Source organism: Amycolatopsis alba DSM 44262 (assembly GCF_000384215.1).
In the GTDB taxonomy this organism is placed as follows: domain Bacteria; phylum Actinomycetota; class Actinomycetes; order Mycobacteriales; family Pseudonocardiaceae; genus Amycolatopsis; species Amycolatopsis alba.
Window position 1 is genome coordinate 3,149,463 of record NZ_KB913032.1, and the last position, 17,622, is coordinate 3,167,084.

Here is a 17,622-nt window from a genome sequence, read left to right on the forward strand (position 1 = left end):
CTCAGTCCCCCAAGATCGGCCCATCCCCACTGGAGGACCTGTTCATGCGGCGACGACTGCCCCGTGTGCTGGCGCTTCCGGCCGCCGCGGCTCTGCTTCTGCTGACCGCGGCCCCGGCGACCGCACAGGACATCCCGACCACGCCGATCCCCGATCCGGCCAATCCGGGACAGCCGCCGATGTCGGCGCCGATCGGCCCCCAGCCGCTCGGGAGGGCGGTGGGTGACGCGGGGGCGGCACTCGGCGTGCTGCGGCTGCTGCCCAACGCGGTGCCGACGAGCGCGATCCTGCCCGGAGCGGACAAACTGCTGCCGAAGCAGTCCGCGCTCGAAGCCGGGATGGGACTCTCCAGCGCGCAGGCCAACTCCGAGGCGTACCTGAACTACGAAAAGTCGATCGCGCAGTCGTCGCCGTTCGGCCTGTCCGCCGCGGGCAACGCTCCGCAGACGCCGGGCAGCCTCGTGCAGACGGCGTTGCCGGACAACCCGAAGCCGATCAGCGGCGGCCTCAACGCGCCGACGAACCCGCTGTTCAACCTCGGCCTGCTGAACGGTGAGGCGCACGCGCGCTGGAGCCCGACACTCGGGCCGTGTGTCGGCACGATCGCCGACTCGAGCACGTCGATCGCGAACCTCGCGTTGCTGCCGACCATCCCGAACATCCCTGATGCCGAACAACTGTCTCAGGCTTCGGCGCAGCTCACGGCGGGTCTCAAGGCTCTGCCGGGTCCCCTGGCGAGCCTGGGCGGGCTGCTTTCGGGCACCAGCACCAGTGGCGACGGTAAGGGCGCGGTGCTGAGCCTGCCGAACACGCTGTCGTCGCGTTCGGTCGTGCGGCTGGTCGACATCCCCGGCTCGAAGAACAAGGCCGTCGAATCGACGTCGACCCTGCAGGCGGCCAGCATCGAACTGCTGAAGGGCACGCCGCTCGGCCTGACGATCAAGGTCGCCAGCCAGCCGACGCTGCGGGTCACCTCGACCGGCGACAAGAAGACGTCGAAGGTCGAGTACACGGCGCCGGTGCTGCAGATCGTCCGCGGTGACAAGGTGCTGTTCACCCTCGACGCGAACAACCCGGCCAAGGACATCCCGATCGGCATCCCGCTGCCGTCGCTCAAGCAGGTCCCCGGCTTCGAGCAGCTGAAGAACGTGCCGGTCATCGGCGGACTCGCCGAGATGCTGGACGGTGCCACCAAACAGCTTCCGGGCGGCGAGGCCGGGAACGGGCTCACCCTCGACCTCGGGGTGCTGAAGCTGTCGATCGCCGGGCTGAACCAGAAGTCGAGCGACACGACCTCGCCGTTCAAGGGTTTCCAGCTGGGCGCTTCGGCGCGGCTGCTGGACCTGCAGATCCTGCCGACCACCGCGCTGCAGAAGGCGCTGCCGCCGGACGCCGCGAAGAAACTGCCGTCGTCGCTGGCACAGATCTCGCTCGGTGAGCAGATCGCCAGGGCGCACGCGCCTGCCGGCGGTGTCGAATGCGGCACGGTGACCCCGCCGCCCGCGGGCAACAACGGTGGCGCGGCGCCGAAGGGGCCGGTCAAGAACCTGGCCTACACCAACGCCGCCTACGACACGGTGCCGATGTTCTGGTCGGGGACCGCGATGCTGCTGATCGGGGTGGTCCTCGTGGCCGCCATGCCGGGACGGCGCCGGCTCTCGATGGTTGCCGTTCCCGTCGAGAAGAAACCTTTCAAGCCTTCGCCGCGTCCGCGCTCGGAGGACTAGACGGGGCGAGGAGGGTGATGAACGGTCCTTTCACGCCTAGCCCCCGCGTGAGAGGCCCGTTCGTGCCCTTCACTCACTTCGCCGCTTCACCCGATGGCCCCGTGATGTCCCGAGCGCCACGCTGGGGACACTCAACGTCTCCAGCGTGGCGCTCGGGACATCACGCCAAGGTCGAGCCCCACGAAACCCGAAGCCGCTTCACTTACCCACAGCACTTGTCCACAACCACCCCCACCTGTGGACAACTCCCCCGACCAGCACTTTTCCGCCCCTCCCCCCGGTAGACTGGACTCGGGGTCGCCCCCCTGGGACGGGCGGGGGGCTGGGGTAGGGGCGTTAAGGGTGGGGTGCGGGTCAGCCTTGGCGCAGGGTGGTGACCATGGCTTCGACGGCGATTCGCGGTTTCACGTTCAGGTCGATGGCCTCGCGGCATTCCAGGACGGCTTCGAGGCGCCGCAGGATCGAGTCCGGCGCCCAGGCGGAGGCGGCCTGCGAGATTTCCGAGGCGTGGTCGGGGTGGTTCAGGGTCGCGCCCGCGCCGCTCTTGGTCACCAGTACGTCCCGGTAGAACGCGGCCAGGTCCACCAGCGCGAGATCGAGCGTGTCCCGCTGCGTCCGGGTCGCGCGTGACTTCTGGCGCTTCTCGAGCTGCTTCACCGCGGCTTCGGCGGCTCGTTTCGCCCCGGCGACGCCCTTCCCGACGCCGTCGCCGCCCATCGCGGTCCGGAGTTCGGAACGTTCGGCCTCGTCGCGGACCTTGCTCTCCTCGCCCGCGTCGGCCTCGGCCGCGCTGATCAGCTGATCGGCACAGGTGAACACATCGGACGGACGCCGCAGGCCCAGCGGGATCCGCAGCACCGTCGACCGCCGCTGCCGGGCCGCCTCATCGGTGGCGAGCCGCCGCGCGCGGCCGACATGTCCACTCGAGACCGACGCGGCCCACTTCGCGCGTTCGGGATCGATACCGTCCCGTTCCACGAGCACCTGCGCGATCGCCTCGGCGGGCGGCGTCCGCAGCGTGACCAGACGGCACCGCGAGCGGATCGTCACCGACACGTCGTCCGGATGATCGGACGGCGCGCACAGCAAGAACACCGTCCGGTCCGGCGGCTCCTCGACAGCCTTCAGCAGCGCGTTCGACGCGCCTTCGGTCAGCCTGTCTGCGTCCTCGATGATCACCACCTGCCACCGCCCGGTGGTCGGGCGGCGAGCGGCGGCCTGCACCAGCGAACGCATTTCGGCGACGGAGATCGAAAGACCTTCCGGCGCGACGAGCTTGACGTCGGCGTGCGTGCCTGCGACCACGGTCCGGCAGCCGGGGCACTCCCCGCAGCCGGTCCCGGTGCTGCACTGCAACGCCGCCGCGAAAACCCTGGCGGCGGTCGAGCGCCCCGAACCGGGCGGACCGGTGACCAGCCAAGCGTGCGTCATCGCCCCAGGCGCGACAGGCTGGTTCTCGATGATCCGCGCGGCCGCCGTCGACGCCGACGAAAGCGTGCGCGCCGCGGGCTCCTGGCCGACGAGCTGCTTCCAGACACCGATCAGCACAGGGGCTTCCGTCATCTCGCCTCGACCTTTTCCTCCGCCGGAGCGAGCCCGGCGAGCCTGCCGACGAGCACCGCGCGGACCGCGGTCCGCACCCGGTCGCTCACTTCTTCCTCGGTACCGTCCGCGTCGACCACCACATACCGGTCCGGGTCGGCGGCGGCCATTTCCGTGAGCAGATGCTGCACCCGCCACTGCGCGTCCAGCGACTCCGACTTCCGCATCACGATGCCGGGATCGGCGTCGAGCAGAACCGTGATGTCGGGTCGCAACCTGCCGGTCGCCCAGTCGGCGAGCCCCTCTAGTTCCTGACTGTCCAGCCCGGCGACCGCGGACAGATGCGCCAGCGGCGAATCCACGAACCGCTCCATCACCACGACCGAACCGGCGTCGAGCGCGGGCTGGATGTCCCGTTCGACGATGTCCGCCCGCACCGCGGCGGCGGCCAGCGCCTGCGCCCGCGCACCGGACAGCGAAGCACCGGCGACGAGCTTCGCGAGCCGTTGGTCGTCCAGCGCCGGGTCCGCCGCCAGCACGACCGGACGCGTACCCCCGCGCAGCCATTCGGCCAGCCGCTCGGCCTGCTTCTCGGTGTTGATCGCCCGCGTTCCTTCGAGCGCGATCAGCAGCCCGTTCACGCGTCGCGGGCTACGGCGCAGCGCGTTGCGAAGGTCGGCGAGGATCGGCTCGGCCCGCCTGTCGTCCATCTGCCGGTACGCGAAGATGCCGGCGAGCAACGCGAGGACACCGCCGCCGATCATCACCGGCCGCGTGCCGTCGATCGTGATCGTGCCGCCCCACAGTTCGACCTCGGTCGTCTGGACCGCGCTGATCAGCACCGGCACCAGCACCGTCGAACCGAACAGCACGATCTTCATCAGCGACTGGTAGATCGCGTTGATCCGGCCGCGGATGGAGTCCTCGATCCGCGAACCGATGATCGTGACACCGGTCAGGAACGCCGTCCCGGCCCAGACACCGACGGCGGCGACGGCGACCAGCGACACGGCGAGGTGCGGCGACAGCGCGACGACGACGAGACACAGCCCCGCGGCGACGATCGAGAGGCCGAACAGCCGGTCGTGCGCGAGCCGCCTGGCGAGCTTCGGCGCCACGGCCATCCCGGTGGCGAGCCCGAGGAAGACGGCGAGCACGAGGAGGTTGAACGCGGCGTCACCGGCGAGCAGGCTGGACGAGTACGGCTTGGCCGAACCGATCACCGCGCCACCGGCGGCGAAAGCGCCGAAAGCGCCGATCATCAGGCCGCGCACCAGTGGCGTCGTCCGCACGAACCGGGCGCCGTCGGCGATCATCTGGCGGAAGCCGAACTTCTCCTCGTCCGCGGCCTTCACCTTGGGCTTCTCCACCGCGTGGACGTTGCGCAGCGAGAGCTCGGGGATCCTGGTCGCGATCACGATCGCGCTGGTCAGGTACAGCAGACCGGTGATGACGACGGCGACCTTCGCGATGCCGAGCTGGGCGTCACCCTGGAAGAAGTGGAACGTGGTGTTGCTGCCGGTGAGCACGGCGTTCGCCCCGGCCGCGGTGATCACCGCGAGGCCGTAGGTCATCACCATGCCGAGCTGGTTGGCCGTCTCGACCTGGTCCGGGCGGCGCAGCAGGTTCGGCACCGCCGCGTCCTTCGACGGGATCCACATCATCGAGCAGCAGCCGACCAGGAAGTTGCCGACGAACACCCACCACGGCGTGCCGACGAACGCGATCGACAGCAGGAACCCGCACCGGCCGAGGTCGCAGAGCACCATCACCTTGCGCCGGTCGAACCGGTCGGCGAGCAGCCCGCCGATCGGGGCGAACAACAGCCCCGGCAGCAGCGAGGTCAGCACGACACCGACGAACGCGAAGTTCTGCGCGGCGTAGTTGTCGGTCAGTTTGGTGACCAGGCCGGTCAGCGTCAGCAGGTTCAGCCAGTCCGCGACGCTGCACAGATACGAGACACCCCAGATCCGGCGGAACGGCTTGATCGCCAGCACCCGCCGCACCCGATGCATGGTGGAAGCGTCACGCCCCGCCGAACCATCCGTGCCCGCTTCGGGCACCGACTGCACGCCCTCGCTGATACGCCCACCCCACTAGTCACGCGGCGCCGGGAGCGACACGGGTCAACACCGAGTCCCCCGACCGTATGGCCAGGGTAGCCCGATGGGTGACGTGAGGGTGGACGGCCCCGTCCGGCGCTACCGCCGGACGGGTTACCCGAAGATCCCCGCGATGCTACTGAACAGGCTGGCCAGCAGCTGGATGGCGAGAACCGCGAAGACGATCATGAGGGCGATCGCGATCATCACCCCGGCGGTGTTCGACGACGGTTTGCCGATCCTCGGGATCTGCATCGATCGCTTGGCCCGCCGTACTTCGAACTCGTCTTCTTCGTCGACCTCGACCGGCTCTTCCTGCTTCACCCGGCGAGGCTGACGGATCAGCTGAGACGGCCTGGAAGGCCAGGTGCGCTGTTGCGGCAGGATCCCGATCGGCGCAGCGCCCTGCTCACCCACCGTGCTGACGATCTTGGACGGCTGCTGGCCCGAGTCCTGGTTTTCGGCGGACTTGTCGTCCGCGAGCATGGCCGCGTCGACCATCCTGCTCACCACTTCGGGGTCGTGCTGGACCGGTCCCGGCACCTGCACGCGGATCTCGTCGGCACCGGCAGGCGAGTTCGCTTGAGCCGTCGTGCCGGTCGTGACCAGCCCGGACAGGGGATCGGCGAACGTGTCGCCCGGAGGATCTGCCTGAGTGCCATCGCCTTTCACGAATTCGGGGGCATCGAAGAAGGGGGTTTCGCCCTTCCCGCTCATGGTGACCACCTCACTACGGAATGTCCTCTGCTTCCAGGGTAACCACCTCGGCCCGTCGCACATCCGCCCAATGGGCCAGATAAATGTCACGCGCCGCGAGGCTGATCTTCACATCTTCCAGTAAAGGCTCGAAGAAAGAACGCCGGTAGCGGGCATCTGTCGCCGTCGACGCGGCGAAGTACAAACCGGAGAAAACGGCAAGGAAAAGGGAGACATTGATGAGCGCGGAACTCACCGGGAGGGGGACCCCCAGCAGTGTCCCCGGCGCCGATGCCCGGCCGGCGAACGCCGTCACGACCTCCGGCCGGAGGATCAGCACCCCGAACACGACGAAGAAGGCGAACACCAGCACCCCGAACGCCACGATCTGCACCGCCTGAGCGAAGAACAGCACCAGCGCGATGTTCAACCGCTCCGTCTTCGCCAGCGCGCGCCGCCGCTTCACCGGTCCGGTGTCGTCGTCGAACGGCGTGCCGCGCAGGACGGCGGCCCCCGGTTCCGCGGTCCAGGACTTCAGCTCCTTCATCTCGTCGGACAGCATCGACGCCAGGAAGACCGCGCCGATCAGCACGAGGAAGCCGATGACCAGCCACAACCGCCCTGGGTTCAGGCCGTCGACGGCCTGCCACAGCTCGGCGGTGAAGAAGCTGAACATCACCACCAGCAGAAGCAGCGGCAGCGCCCTCGAAGCCAGCGTGCCGATGGCCCTGATCTGAGCGACCGCGCTCCTCGCCGCCCAGGTCAGGATCGAGCCGACACCGATCCGCACCAGCAGCATCAGCACTGCCAGCGCGACGGCGTTGGTGAGCACGGCGACCCACAACGGGTGATCCCACGACACCAGCCCGGTGAGCCGCTCGCCGAGCGGCAGCACCAGCACCCAGAACCCGATCGTCACCGCCATGACGGCCAGCCGGACACGGGTGCGTCGCAGCGCCCGGAGCAGCTTCACCATCAGGCGGCCGGCGATCACCGGGACCACGATCACGGCGAACGTCAGCGCCAGGACGCCGAGGACGTACGCGAGACCGCTTTCGCGCATCCGGGCCTGGAGCACGTCCTCGGGGAGGTCGAGCAGTTTCAGCAGCCCCGCCAGCAGCAGGTCGAGCAGGCACAGGAACACCACGCCGGGCGTCGAACGGCGCAACATGCCCGCTCCACGCCTCCGCCGGTGGATGACCATCGGCAGCCCTCGCCGCCGGAACCACGCGTCGGCCGCCCGCCGATCCAGATCCATACCCGCCCCCTCGTCCCAGCGGCTACGTCCGGCTCAGGTCCACCGCCTCGTGCAGCCAGCCCGCCAATGCCCGGCGGTCCATTCCACCGAACATCAGCCACCCTTCGGAAGGGGCGGCATACATCACGAACCTCCCCAAATCGTTGTCGACGATCACGAATCCGTAGTCCGGGTACTCGGCGTTCAGGCCGCCGAAGGCGACCAGGTCGAGGATCGCCGTCCCGGTCCGGGGACGGCCGAGCAGGTCCGCGACCAGGCCGACCTGTTCGTCCTGACCGGGCAGCGGCACGCCGTGCGCGTCGATCTTGATGCGCATCGGCTCCGTCTCACCGGCGGGAACGTGCGGGAGCCCGCCGAAAACGCGGGCACCCAGCTCACCGAAGTCGCTCAGGCTGAACGTGGTCCGCCGCCCCGACCGCATCCGCCAGACGACCGCCTGCTGCCCGTCGCCGTAGCAATCGACCCGCACCGCCCGCGGCTCGGACGCGAAGACGCCGGTGAGGACGCCTCGCACCGAACCCCGCAGCATCACGCCGTGCATCCGGATCGCGGCGGGATGGATCTCGCCGTTCTCCATCAGCCCGGCCTCCTCGAGCATCGCCGCCTTCGCCGCGTACCGCTCGGCCTGGGTGACGAGATCCGCCGGCTCGTCGTAGGACGGGCACAGACGACGGATCTCGTCGTCGGTGATCTCCGGGTCGTAGCCCAGATACACGCTCCGGCGCTCGGGCACCGCGCGCAGCACCGGCTCGGCGGCGCGCCTCATCAGTTCCTTCACCGTCGCCGGTTCACGCATGGTTCTGCACCGCCTTCACGATCCATTGCTCGGCCATCGACCGGCTGGCCGGGCCCCAGGTGAGCGTCCAGCGGCCGTCGGCGTCCATCGCCGCGCTGAACTGGTATCGGCCGAGGTCGTTGTCCACCAGGCCGAAAGCGCCGTGCGGGTACTCGGCGAGGATGGAGTTCCGCACCGCGAGATCGACGAGAACCGTGCCGTGACGCGGCCGCGAAGCACCCTCACGGATCACCTCGACGGCTTCCCGCGCCTTCACCGGGATCAACCCGCCCGCGTCCGTCTCGATGCGCACGGTCTCGCCGGGACCCGTCGGATGGTCGGGCAGCCCGTCGAACACCCAGCCCGGCAGCGCGCTGAGGAAACCGGACCGCAGCCGCGCTCGTTTGCCGAGCTTGTTCAGCACCGTGGTGTAGTCCTCGTCGCCGAAGAACCGGACCTCCCACGGCTCCTCCCGCGACGGGAACACCCCGGTCACCACGCCGCGGATGAACCCGCCGCGCAGCGCGCGATACAGCCCGACGGCCTCGGGCGTGACCTCACCGCCGGGGGCCAGCCCGATCGTCGCCATCCCGCTCACGAACCGGGTGTACTGCTCCACCTCCTCGGCAAGGGTGAGCCCTGGAGTCGGCTCCTCGTCGGCCAGCACCGGCGGCACGGAGAGCTCCGGGTCGTAGAACTCCATCACCGAGGGACGCTCCGGAACCTCGGCGGACAGCGGGGCGATGACCTCGTCGATGACGTCGAAGACAGCGGTCGTTGAAGTGCTCACCTGACCATTGAACACCCTGGTACCGACAATTTTTAGAACTTTTGTTCGAACGAGTGAGGCTGGTCTGCGAGCGGTCGGTGAGCGGTCGCCGGTCGGCAGATTCGCTTCGGCTGAGAGCCGATCGCCTGCCGGGTCACGGCCTGGGCGACGGTCACCACCGACCGATCACCCCGGATGCCAAGAAGGGTCCCCGTAGGACGGAATTCCGTCCTACGGGGACCCTTCTTGGCACTTGCGGTGCGAGAGCTACTTCGTCTTCGTGGCCGTCGAGCGCGCAGCGGGCTTCTTGGCCGTCGTCGTCTTCGCAGCCGCTGTCTTGGTCGCGGTGGTCTTGGTCGCGGTGGTCTTCTTGGCCGCTGTCGTCTTGGCGGCCGCCGGCTTCCGCGCCGGAGCCTTGCGCTTGGGCGCGGGGCCCTTCGCGCGCTTCTCCGCCAGGAGTTCGGCACCGCGCTCGGCGGTCAGCTCCTCGATGCTGTCCGACTTCCGCAGCGTCGCGTTGTACTCGCCGTCGGTCACGTACGGACCGAAGCGACCGTCCTTGACCACCATCGGCTTACCGGACACCGGGTCGTCGCCCAGCTCCTTGAGCGGCGGCTTCGCGGTCGCGGACCGGCCACGCTGCTTCGGCTCCGAGTAGATCTTCAGCGCCTCTTCGAGAGTGATCGAGAACAGCTGATCCTCGGTCGTGAGCGAACGCGAGTCCGTGCCCTTCTTCAGGTACGGCCCGTAGCGCCCGTTCTGCGCGGTGATCTCGTCGCCGGACTCCGGGTCCTTGCCGACCACGCGCGGCAGCGAAAGCAGCTTCAGCGCGTCTTCGAGGTTCATCGTCTCGATCGACATCGACTTGAACAGTGAGCCCGTCCGCGGCTTCGGCTGCTTCGCCTTGGCGGCCTTCTTCTGCGCGGCTGTCGCGCCTTCGGGCAGCGGCTCCGGCTCGGGCAGGAGCTCGGTGACATACGGGCCGAAACGGCCTTCCTTCGCCACGATCTCGTGCCCGCTGACCGGGTCCTTGCCGAGCACGCGGCCTTCCTGCGGCGTCGCGAACAGCTTCTCCGCGATGGCCGGGGTCAGCTCGTCCGGCGGCAGGTCCTCGGGCAGGTTCGCCCGCTGCGACGTCCCGTCGACCTCACGCTCGAGGTACGGGCCGTAGCGGCCGACGCGCACGACGACGGTGTGACCGTCGGCGTCGCTGAACAGCGGGATCGAGTTGATCTCGCGGGCGTCGATGTCCTCGACGCCCGAACCGACCAGCTTCTTCAGCCCGCCGAGACGGCCGATGGAACCGTCGACGCCCATGTCCCCGCCGAAGTAGAACTTCGACAGCCATTGCGTCCGGTGCTCGGCACCGGCGGCGATGCGGTCGAGCTCGTCCTCCATACCGGCGGTGAAGTCGTAGTCGACCAGCCGCTCGAAATGCCGTTCCATCAGGCCGATCACGGCGAACGCGACCCAGGAGGGGACCAGCGCGGAACCCTTCTTCCACACGTAACCGCGGTCCTGGATGGTCTTGATGATCGACGCGTACGTCGACGGGCGGCCGATGCCCAGCTCTTCGAGCTTGCTGACCAGGCTCGGCTCCGAGTAGCGCGCCGGCGGCGACGTGGTGTGCCCGTCCGGGCTCAGGTCGGTCGCGGTCAGCGCCTGGTCCTTGACCAGCTGCGGCAGACGGCTCTGCTTGTCGTCCGCTTCGCCACCGCTCTCGGTGTCGACGGCCTCGACGTACGCCTTGAGGAACCCGGCGAAGGTGATCGTGCGGCCCGACGAGGCGAAGGTGACCTCTTCGCCGCTGGTGGCGGTGCCGACGATGCGCACCGACATCGTGGTGCCCTTCGCGTCCGCCATCTGCGACGCGATCGTCCGCTGCCAGATCATCTCGTAAAGGCGGTACTCGTCGGTGTCCAGATCCTTCGCGACCTGGCCCGGCGTGCGGAAGACCTCACCAGAGGGACGGATCGCCTCGTGGGCTTCCTGCGCGTTCTTCACCTTGCGGGTGTACTGGCGCGGCGACGGCGAGACGTACTCCTTGCCGTACAGCTGCGTCGCCTGGCTGCGCGCCGCCGAGATCGCCGACTCCGACAGCGTCGTGGAGTCGGTACGCATATAAGTGATGTAACCGTTCTCGTACAGCTTCTGCGCGATCCGCATGGTGCGCTCGGAGGTGAACCGCAGCTTGCGGCCTGCCTCCTGCTGCAGGGTCGAGGTCATGAAGGGCGCGTACGGCTTCCGCGTGTACGGCTTCTCTTCGACGCTCGCGACCTTGAAGTCACGGTTCTTCAGCGCCTCGGCGAGCCGGACCGCGTCCGCCTCGGCCAGCACGCGGATCTCGTTGTTCGAGGAGGTGCCGGTCTTGAGCTGCCCGTCCGGGCCGAAGTCGCGGCCGGTGGCCAGGCGCGCGCCGTCGACGGCGATCATCCTGGCCGGGAAGTTCCGGGGCGACGCCTCCGCGCCCGCGTCCATCGTCGCGGAGATGTCCCAGTACGACGCCGAGGTGAACCGCATGCGCTCGCGTTCCCGCTCGACCACGATCCGGGTCGCCACGGACTGCACACGGCCGGCCGAAAGCTTCGGCATGACCTTCTTCCACAGCACGGGCGAGACCTCGTAGCCGTAGAGCCGGTCCAGGATGCGGCGGGTCTCCTGCGCGTCGACCAGGTCCCCGTCGAGTTCACGCGTGCTGTCGGCCGCGGCGCGGATCGCCTGCTCGGTGACCTCGTGGAAGACCATCCGGCGGACCGGGACCTTCGGCTTGAGGGTCTCCAGCAGATGCCACGCGATGGCTTCGCCCTCGCGGTCGGGGTCCGTGGCGAGGTAGAGCTCGTCGACGTCCTTCAGCAGGCTTTTCAGCTCGGTGACCTTGGACTTCTTGTCCGGCGTGACGACGTAGAGCGCCTTGAAGTCGTTGTCGACGTCGACCCCCAGCCGCGCCCACGACTCACCCTTGTACTGGGCAGGCACGTCGGCCGCGCCGCGGGGAAGGTCGCGGATGTGTCCGACCGAGGACTCCACGACGTAGTTACCGCCGAGGTACGGGGCGATCTTGCGGGCCTTGGTCGGCGACTCGACGATCACCAGCCGACGACGGCTGGCGCCGTCGTCCGACGCCGCGGTCTTCTTCGTCCGTGCTCCTGCCACGCTGTCCTGCTCTCCGCTCATCCTCGGCGCCTTCGCGCCGCCTCTCGACCAGTCAGTGTGCACGCTCGCACCGCCCGGACCACGGCTAGGTGGTGCAACACGCCGCCGATCGTGTGTTCAGCGCATCGCCGCTGACCTCGTCGATGTTTCCTTTCAACACCTAGCACGTGATGTCGGACACGTCCGCCTGGGGTCCCGCGTGACGGGGTGAACACCCTCCGTTCGACGGTGGTGACACCGTGGCCGCCAACGCTTCACTTGATATCCACGCCGACTCGAAAGGACCCCACGTGACGCGACGACTCCTCGGCACCCTGTTCGCCATGCTGACCGCATCCGCCCTGGTCGGAACCGCCCCGGCCGAGGCGGCGACGACCACCTTCGCCGGAACCGTGGCGTTGTCGAACTGTTCCGGGTCGGTGGTCAAACCGCCCGAGGCGAGCCTCGACGACCCCGCCCTCGTCCTGTCCAACGGGCACTGCCTGCAAGAAGGTTTCCCGGACCCAGGGGAAGTAATCGTCAATCAGCCTTCATCACGGACCTTCAGCCTGCTGTCCAAGGACGGCCGCTCGTCGCTGGCCACGCTCAAGGCGAAGAAGCTGCTCTACGCGACGATGACCGACACGGACGTCTCGCTCTACCAGCTCAACACCAGCTACGCCAAGATCCAGTCGAGCCACGGTATCGCCCCGCTGACGCTCTCGCCGACCCGTCCGTCGGCGGGCGTCGCGATGGACGTCGTCTCCGGCTACTGGAAGAAGATCTACTCCTGCAACATCGACGGCTTCGTCCACGAGCTGCATGAGGCGAACTGGGTCTGGAAGGACTCGATCCGGTACACCTCGGCGTGCAAGACGATCGGCGGGACCTCGGGGTCGCCGATCGTCGAAACCTCGACGGGGAAGGTCGTCGGCGTCAACAACACCGGCAACGAGAGCGGCCAGCGATGCACGATGAACAACCCGTGCGAGGTCGACGCCGCCGGGAAGGTGACCGTGCGGAAGGGCATCAACTACGGGGAACAGACCTATCAGCTGACCTCCTGTCTCGCACACAGTGAACTGGACTTGGCGAACCCGAACTGCAAGGCGCCGAAACCCTGACGAAAGTTCTCGTGAGTGGGAAGGACGGTGAGAACCGTCCTTCCCACTCACGAGACTCAGACGGCACGCACCACCGGCACCAGGCTGGGCCAAGCCGGCTCCGCTCCTGCGGGCGCGTCCCCGATCAGTTCCAGGACGTGCGCGAGCCGCCGCCGTCCGGTGACCCGAAGCAGTGCCTCTTCACCTTTCTGCGCTTTCGCCGGTACGCCCAGCTGAGCCAGCGCCGCGATCAGCGGCTCATATGTCTCCGGTGCCTCCGGATCGAGCGCGAGCAGGTAGCCGTTGCCCTGAGGGCTTCCCGCCGCCAGCGCCCACATCCTCAGCATCGCCCCGTCGAGCCGGAACCCGTCCGGCAGGACCTTCCCTTCACCACGGGTCCAACGCTGCTCCAGCGGCAGCAGATCGACCCGGAACGGCGTTCTCACGAGTGGCCGCCCGCATTCGGCGGCCGAGACCTGCGCGTCCGCGCCGCGACGACGACATTCCCTGGCGAGGGCACTCGCCCGCCAAGGCTCGTCGACCACGGCGGACAGCCGCGCGGCCGTCCGCCCGAAGCCCGTCATCCGTCCGGGCCCGCACAGCACCCCGGCGAGGTCGGCGAGCCCCGGCCCGCTCGCCTCCGCCGAGAAGAGCGAGATCGTCCCGTCCACCCCGACACAATAGAACACAAGTTCGAGTCATGGCCAGTGATAGCGCGGTGACTCAGCGAGGTTGCTTGACCAAATCCTGGCAAATCGGGATCCGGCTGCTCGCCGAGGCGAGCTGAGGCACGTCGTTAAGGCCCCTGAGAAGGTCGAGGCGGTCGAGTTCGTCGAGGGAGGTCCTCGCGTCGCGAAGTGCCGTTTTCGTCGTCTCGGGGTCGGCTGAGGAGCCGAGACGGTGCCGGACGTCGTCGGCGCGGGCGCGGATCGCGTCGAGCTGGGCGACAGCGGCCGTCCGCGAGGCATCGCCGCCGGCAACCGGGGACGGACCGAGATTCCCGAGCGCGGCGGACGTGCGCTTCAGCCCTTCGGACACCGAGGCCATCAGCTCACCGGAGGTCTGGGAGGCCTGCTGCGGGGTACTCGGATCGACGCTGGGCAACGTCGCCAGCGTCCGCACGAGGCCACCCGCCGCGCCGCAGTATCCCTCCGCCCAGGCGGAAGTGGGGTCGGCCTCCGACGCGCTGACCGTCGCGAGACCTTCTTGTCTGGCGTGGGAAGTCACCGCGGGCTGCTGCCCGCACCCGGCGACGCCGAGCCCGATACCTGTTGCTAGCGCGGCAAGGACGGTGAACCGCGGCCGCACGAAAACACCTCCCGAACTCCACGACTTCCCAGCTGGCCCCCGACGGTACCGATACCGGGGGGCATTGCAAATCGCCGGGCGATCGACGCGGCGAAAAGAATGGTCAAGAGGGCAGCTTCTTGCAGTTCGGGGCCTGTGCGGCCAAGGATTTCAACGAAGCGTTCGTTTCCAGCTGCTGGAACGGGTCGGGCATGTCGTTGATGTCGGACCCGATCCGCCGGAACGCGATCGCGGCCTCCGCCGTCGCCTGCTTGTCGTCCTTGGGCGCCGCGTCCAGTTTCGCTTTCGCGGCGACGACCTGGTCCCGGATCGGTGTCAGCGCTTCGACGATGCTTTTGCGCACGCTCTCGGCCTCCGCGCTCGGCGCTTGACCGAGCCCTTTCAGGCCCGTGACGGCGTTGTCGAAACCGGGCGCGAAAACACCGAAGGCCTCGTCCATCGCGTTGCGGGCGCTCGCGGGGTCGTTCTGTTCGAAGTCGGGCATCCGGAAGTCGCCGATCTTGGCGAAATCGATCAGCGAACCACAGAAGCCGTCCATCCAGGAGCCTCCGGCCGCGGGAGCGGAAGAAGAAGGAGAAGGAGAAGGAGAAGGAGCGGTGGCCGCCGGTTCGGCGCCGCCACAGCCCGCCAGCAGGAAAGCGGCGGCGAACAGAATGGTCGAACGCCTCATGGCAGGGACTCCCCGGATCAGGATCAGCGTGACGCGCAGAGATTAGCCTGCCGCGGACAGCCGCCGGGCCCGCCACGGAAGAACCGTGGCGGGCCCGGCGGAGGGAACTTTTCGGCGTTATGCCTTCGCTTCCGCGGGGGTGTCGGAAAGAACCGACGCACGACGCTTGGAAACGACGATCGCCGCGACGATGATCGCGACGGCGACCAGCGAGATCCCGATCCGGACGCCGGTGTTGGCGTCCGCGCCGATCGAGAACTGCACGACCGCCGGGGCGATCAGCACCGACACCAGGTTCATCACCTTGATCAGCGGGTTGATCGCCGGACCGGCGGTGTCCTTGAACGGGTCACCCACGGTGTCACCGATGATGGTGGCCTCGTGCGCGTCCGAACCCTTGCCGCCGTGACTTCCGTCCTCCACGAGCTTCTTCGCGTTGTCCCAGGCTCCACCGGAGTTGGCGAGGAAGATCGCCATCAGGGTGCCGGACGCGATCGCGCCTGCCAGGTAACCGGCGAGCGCGCCGGTGCCGAGACCGAAGCCGACCGCGATCGGGGCGAACACCGCGAGCAGACCCGGAGTGGTCAGCTCACGCAGCGAGTCCCGCGTGACGATGTCGACCACGCGGCCGTACTCGGGACGGGTGGTGCCCTCCATGATCCCAGGGATGTCGCGGAACTGGCGGCGCACTTCGTAGACGACCGCGCCGGCGGCACGGGACACCGCGTTGACCGCGAGACCGGAGAACAGGAACACGACCGCCGCGCCGACGATCACGCCGACGAGGGTGTTCGGGCTGACGACCGAGTTCACGAAGAAGTTCAGCGTCGAGATGCTGGCTTCGGCCGCTTCCGGGATCGACTTCAGCGCCTTGCTGATCGCGTCCTGATAGGACCCGAACAACGCCGTCGCCGCGAGGACCGCCGTGGCGATCGCGATGCCCTTCGTGATGGCCTTGGTGGTGTTGCCGACCGCGTCGAGCTCGGTGAGGATCTGCGCGGCGTCCTCGTCGACGTCGCCCGACATCTCGGCGATGCCCTGGGCGTTGTCCGAAATCGGGCCGAAGGTGTCCATCGCGACGATGACGCCGACGGTGGTGAGCAGACCGGTACCGGCCAGCGCCACCGCGAACAGCGCGACGCCGCCACCGAGCAGGTACGCGCCGAAGACGGCCGCGCTGATGACCAGAGCGGTGTAGACGGCGGACTCGAAGCCGACCGAGATACCGGCCAGGATCACCGTCGCCGCACCGGTTTCCGAGGACTTTCCGACCTCCTTGACCGGCTTGTGCTCGGTGCCGGTGTAGTAGCCGGTGAGCTTCAGGATGATCGCCGCTAGCACGATGCCGATGATCACCGAGATGGTCGCGATCAACGCCGGGCTACCGGGCTCGCTCGTGGCACCGCTGGTCAGCTCGGAGAACGAACCGGGCAGATAGACGAACGCCGCGATCGTCGAGAGCACCGCGGAAATGCCCGCGGAGATGTAGAACGAGCGGTTGATCGTGACGAGGCCGCCCTCGCCCGCCTTGGCCTTGGTGATGTAGACACCGATGACCGCGGTGATCACGCCGATGGCGGGAACGATGAGCGGGAAGATCAGGCCGTGCACGCCGAAGGCGGTGCTACCCAGGATCAGCGCCGCCACGAGCATGACCGCGTACGACTCGAAGAGGTCGGCGGCCATACCGGCGCAGTCGCCCACGTTGTCACCGACGTTGTCGGCGATGGTGGCCGCGTTGCGCGGGTCGTCCTCGGGGATGCCCTGCTCGACCTTGCCGACCAGGTCCGCGCCGACGTCGGCGGCCTTGGTGAAGATACCGCCGCCGACACGCATGAACATCGCGATCAGCGCGGCACCGAAACCGAAGCCCTCCAACACCTTCGGGGCCTGCCCGGTGTAGACCAAGACGACCACGGCGGCACCGAAGAGGCCGAGACCGACGGTGATCATGCCGACCACGCCACCGGTGCGGAAGGCCAGGCGCATCGCCTTCTCGCGACCGCCGGACTCACGCGAAGCGGCCGCGACCCGCAGGTTCGCCTGCGTCGCCAGCCACATGCCGAGGTAGCCGATCGCGAAGGAGAAGCCCGCGCCGACCAGGAAGAAGATGGACCTGCCGATCTTCTCGTTCCAGTCATCGGCAGGCAAAGCGAAGAGCAGCACGAATACGATTCCCCCGAAGATCACGAGGGTGTTGCGCTGCCGTTTCAGATAGGCAGCCGCGCCTTCCTGCACTGCCTTCGCGATGTCCTGCATCTTGGTGGTGCCCTGGCCGGCGGCCAGCACCTCCTTGAGCAGAACGTAGCCGATGACCAGTGCGGCAAGGGCGACCACGGCGATCACACCGACAATGGTGTAACCACCTCCGGTGAGCGTGAGATCGCCCGCCGCGAGGAACTGCCGGGACATTCGTCCTCCTGGAGACGTCGCCGTTGGCCAACGAGCGATCCGCCGATGGAACCGACGTGCCGACGTTGGCATGGGATCTGAGCCGAATGTCACGCTAGTCGCACTGCAAGGTACGTCTCACATGACGC

13 protein-coding genes are annotated in these 17,622 nt (G+C 68.3%); 2 read left to right on the forward strand and 11 right to left on the reverse strand.

The genetic code is table 11. The annotated features are described in order from the left end of the window. The first annotated feature begins 44 nt into the window (after positions 1–44). On the forward strand, positions 45–1,727 hold the full coding sequence (locus tag AMYAL_RS0114790) for a hypothetical protein (protein WP_026467082.1): 1,683 nt from the start codon (positions 45–47) through the stop codon (positions 1,725–1,727). A gap of 354 nt (positions 1,728–2,081) precedes the next feature. On the opposite strand, the gene AMYAL_RS0114795 is transcribed toward AMYAL_RS0114790, so the two are convergent. The 7 genes from AMYAL_RS0114795 to topA all read right to left on the reverse strand — a co-directional run bounded on the left by AMYAL_RS0114795 (position 2,082) and on the right by topA (position 12,043). Continuing rightward, positions 2,082–3,290 (reverse strand): DNA polymerase III subunit delta', encoded by a 1,209-nt coding sequence (locus tag AMYAL_RS0114795; RefSeq protein ID WP_020632085.1) that lies wholly within the window; start codon positions 3,288–3,290, stop codon positions 2,082–2,084. Continuing rightward, complete coding sequence (locus AMYAL_RS0114800) at positions 3,287–5,341, reverse strand: bifunctional MFS transporter/dTMP kinase (RefSeq protein WP_020632086.1); 2,055 nt, start codon at positions 5,339–5,341, stop codon at positions 3,287–3,289. The genes AMYAL_RS0114795 and AMYAL_RS0114800 overlap by 4 nt, the downstream gene beginning before the upstream one ends. Before the next feature lie 144 nt (positions 5,342–5,485). Beyond that, positions 5,486–6,088, reverse strand: coding sequence for a hypothetical protein (locus AMYAL_RS0114805; protein WP_245192917.1), 603 nt, complete (start codon positions 6,086–6,088; stop codon positions 5,486–5,488). 13 nt (positions 6,089–6,101) lie between these two features. After that, positions 6,102–7,325: a hypothetical protein gene (locus AMYAL_RS0114810; RefSeq protein WP_020632088.1), complete on the reverse strand. Its 1,224-nt coding sequence runs from the start codon at positions 7,323–7,325 to the stop codon at positions 6,102–6,104. 22 nt (positions 7,326–7,347) lie between these two features. After that, positions 7,348–8,121, reverse strand: coding sequence for an ESX secretion-associated protein EspG (locus AMYAL_RS0114815; protein ID WP_020632089.1), 774 nt, complete (start codon positions 8,119–8,121; stop codon positions 7,348–7,350). Then, complete coding sequence (locus AMYAL_RS0114820; RefSeq protein ID WP_020632090.1) at positions 8,114–8,905, reverse strand: ESX secretion-associated protein EspG; 792 nt, start codon at positions 8,903–8,905, stop codon at positions 8,114–8,116. The genes AMYAL_RS0114815 and AMYAL_RS0114820 overlap by 8 nt, the downstream gene beginning before the upstream one ends. A 231-nt stretch (positions 8,906–9,136) precedes the next feature. Further along, complete coding sequence (topA, locus tag AMYAL_RS0114825; protein WP_020632091.1) at positions 9,137–12,043, reverse strand: type I DNA topoisomerase; 2,907 nt, start codon at positions 12,041–12,043, stop codon at positions 9,137–9,139. A 269-nt stretch (positions 12,044–12,312) separates the two neighbouring features. Here topA and AMYAL_RS0114830 point away from each other — a divergent pair, with 269 nt between their 5' ends. Then, the gene (locus AMYAL_RS0114830; RefSeq protein ID WP_020632092.1) at positions 12,313–13,125 is read left to right on the forward strand and encodes a S1 family peptidase; all 813 of its coding nucleotides are present in this window, start codon (positions 12,313–12,315) and stop codon (positions 13,123–13,125) included. A 56-nt stretch (positions 13,126–13,181) separates the two neighbouring features. Here AMYAL_RS0114830 and AMYAL_RS0114835 read toward each other — a convergent pair whose 3' ends face one another. The 4 genes from AMYAL_RS0114835 to AMYAL_RS0114850 form a co-directional block, all read right to left on the reverse strand. Next, positions 13,182–13,793: a hypothetical protein gene (locus AMYAL_RS0114835; protein WP_039793978.1), complete on the reverse strand. Its 612-nt coding sequence runs from the start codon at positions 13,791–13,793 to the stop codon at positions 13,182–13,184. A gap of 34 nt (positions 13,794–13,827) precedes the next feature. After that, entirely contained in the window at positions 13,828–14,412 is a 585-nt protein-coding gene (locus AMYAL_RS0114840) for a hypothetical protein (protein ID WP_020632094.1), read from the reverse strand. 103 nt (positions 14,413–14,515) lie between these two features. After that, on the reverse strand, positions 14,516–15,082 hold the full coding sequence (locus AMYAL_RS0114845) for a hypothetical protein (RefSeq protein ID WP_245192919.1): 567 nt from the start codon (positions 15,080–15,082) through the stop codon (positions 14,516–14,518). Positions 15,083–15,199: 117 nt separating this feature from the next. Then, positions 15,200–17,494, reverse strand: coding sequence for a sodium-translocating pyrophosphatase (locus tag AMYAL_RS0114850; RefSeq protein WP_020632096.1), 2,295 nt, complete (start codon positions 17,492–17,494; stop codon positions 15,200–15,202). Positions 17,495–17,622: the final 128 nt, after the last annotated feature.

What these genes read in the sequence shown, in the direction of transcription:
- AMYAL_RS0114790 (WP_026467082.1), top strand. Translation starts at nt 45, where the DNA reads ATGCGGCGACGACTGCCCCGTGTGCTGGCGCTTCCGGCCGCCGCGGCT.
- AMYAL_RS0114795 (WP_020632085.1), bottom strand. Translation starts at nt 3,290, where the DNA reads ATGACGGAAGCCCCTGTGCTGATCGGTGTCTGGAAGCAGCTCGTCGGC.
- AMYAL_RS0114805 (WP_245192917.1), bottom strand. Translation starts at nt 6,088, where the DNA reads ATGAGCGGGAAGGGCGAAACCCCCTTCTTCGATGCCCCCGAATTCGTG.
- AMYAL_RS0114810 (WP_020632088.1), bottom strand. Translation starts at nt 7,325, where the DNA reads ATGGATCTGGATCGGCGGGCGGCCGACGCGTGGTTCCGGCGGCGAGGG.
- AMYAL_RS0114815 (WP_020632089.1), bottom strand. Translation starts at nt 8,121, where the DNA reads ATGCGTGAACCGGCGACGGTGAAGGAACTGATGAGGCGCGCCGCCGAG.
- topA (WP_020632091.1), bottom strand. Translation starts at nt 12,043, where the DNA reads ATGAGCGGAGAGCAGGACAGCGTGGCAGGAGCACGGACGAAGAAGACC.
- AMYAL_RS0114845 (WP_245192919.1), bottom strand. Translation starts at nt 15,082, where the DNA reads ATGAGGCGTTCGACCATTCTGTTCGCCGCCGCTTTCCTGCTGGCGGGC.
- AMYAL_RS0114850 (WP_020632096.1), bottom strand. Translation starts at nt 17,494, where the DNA reads ATGTCCCGGCAGTTCCTCGCGGCGGGCGATCTCACGCTCACCGGAGGT.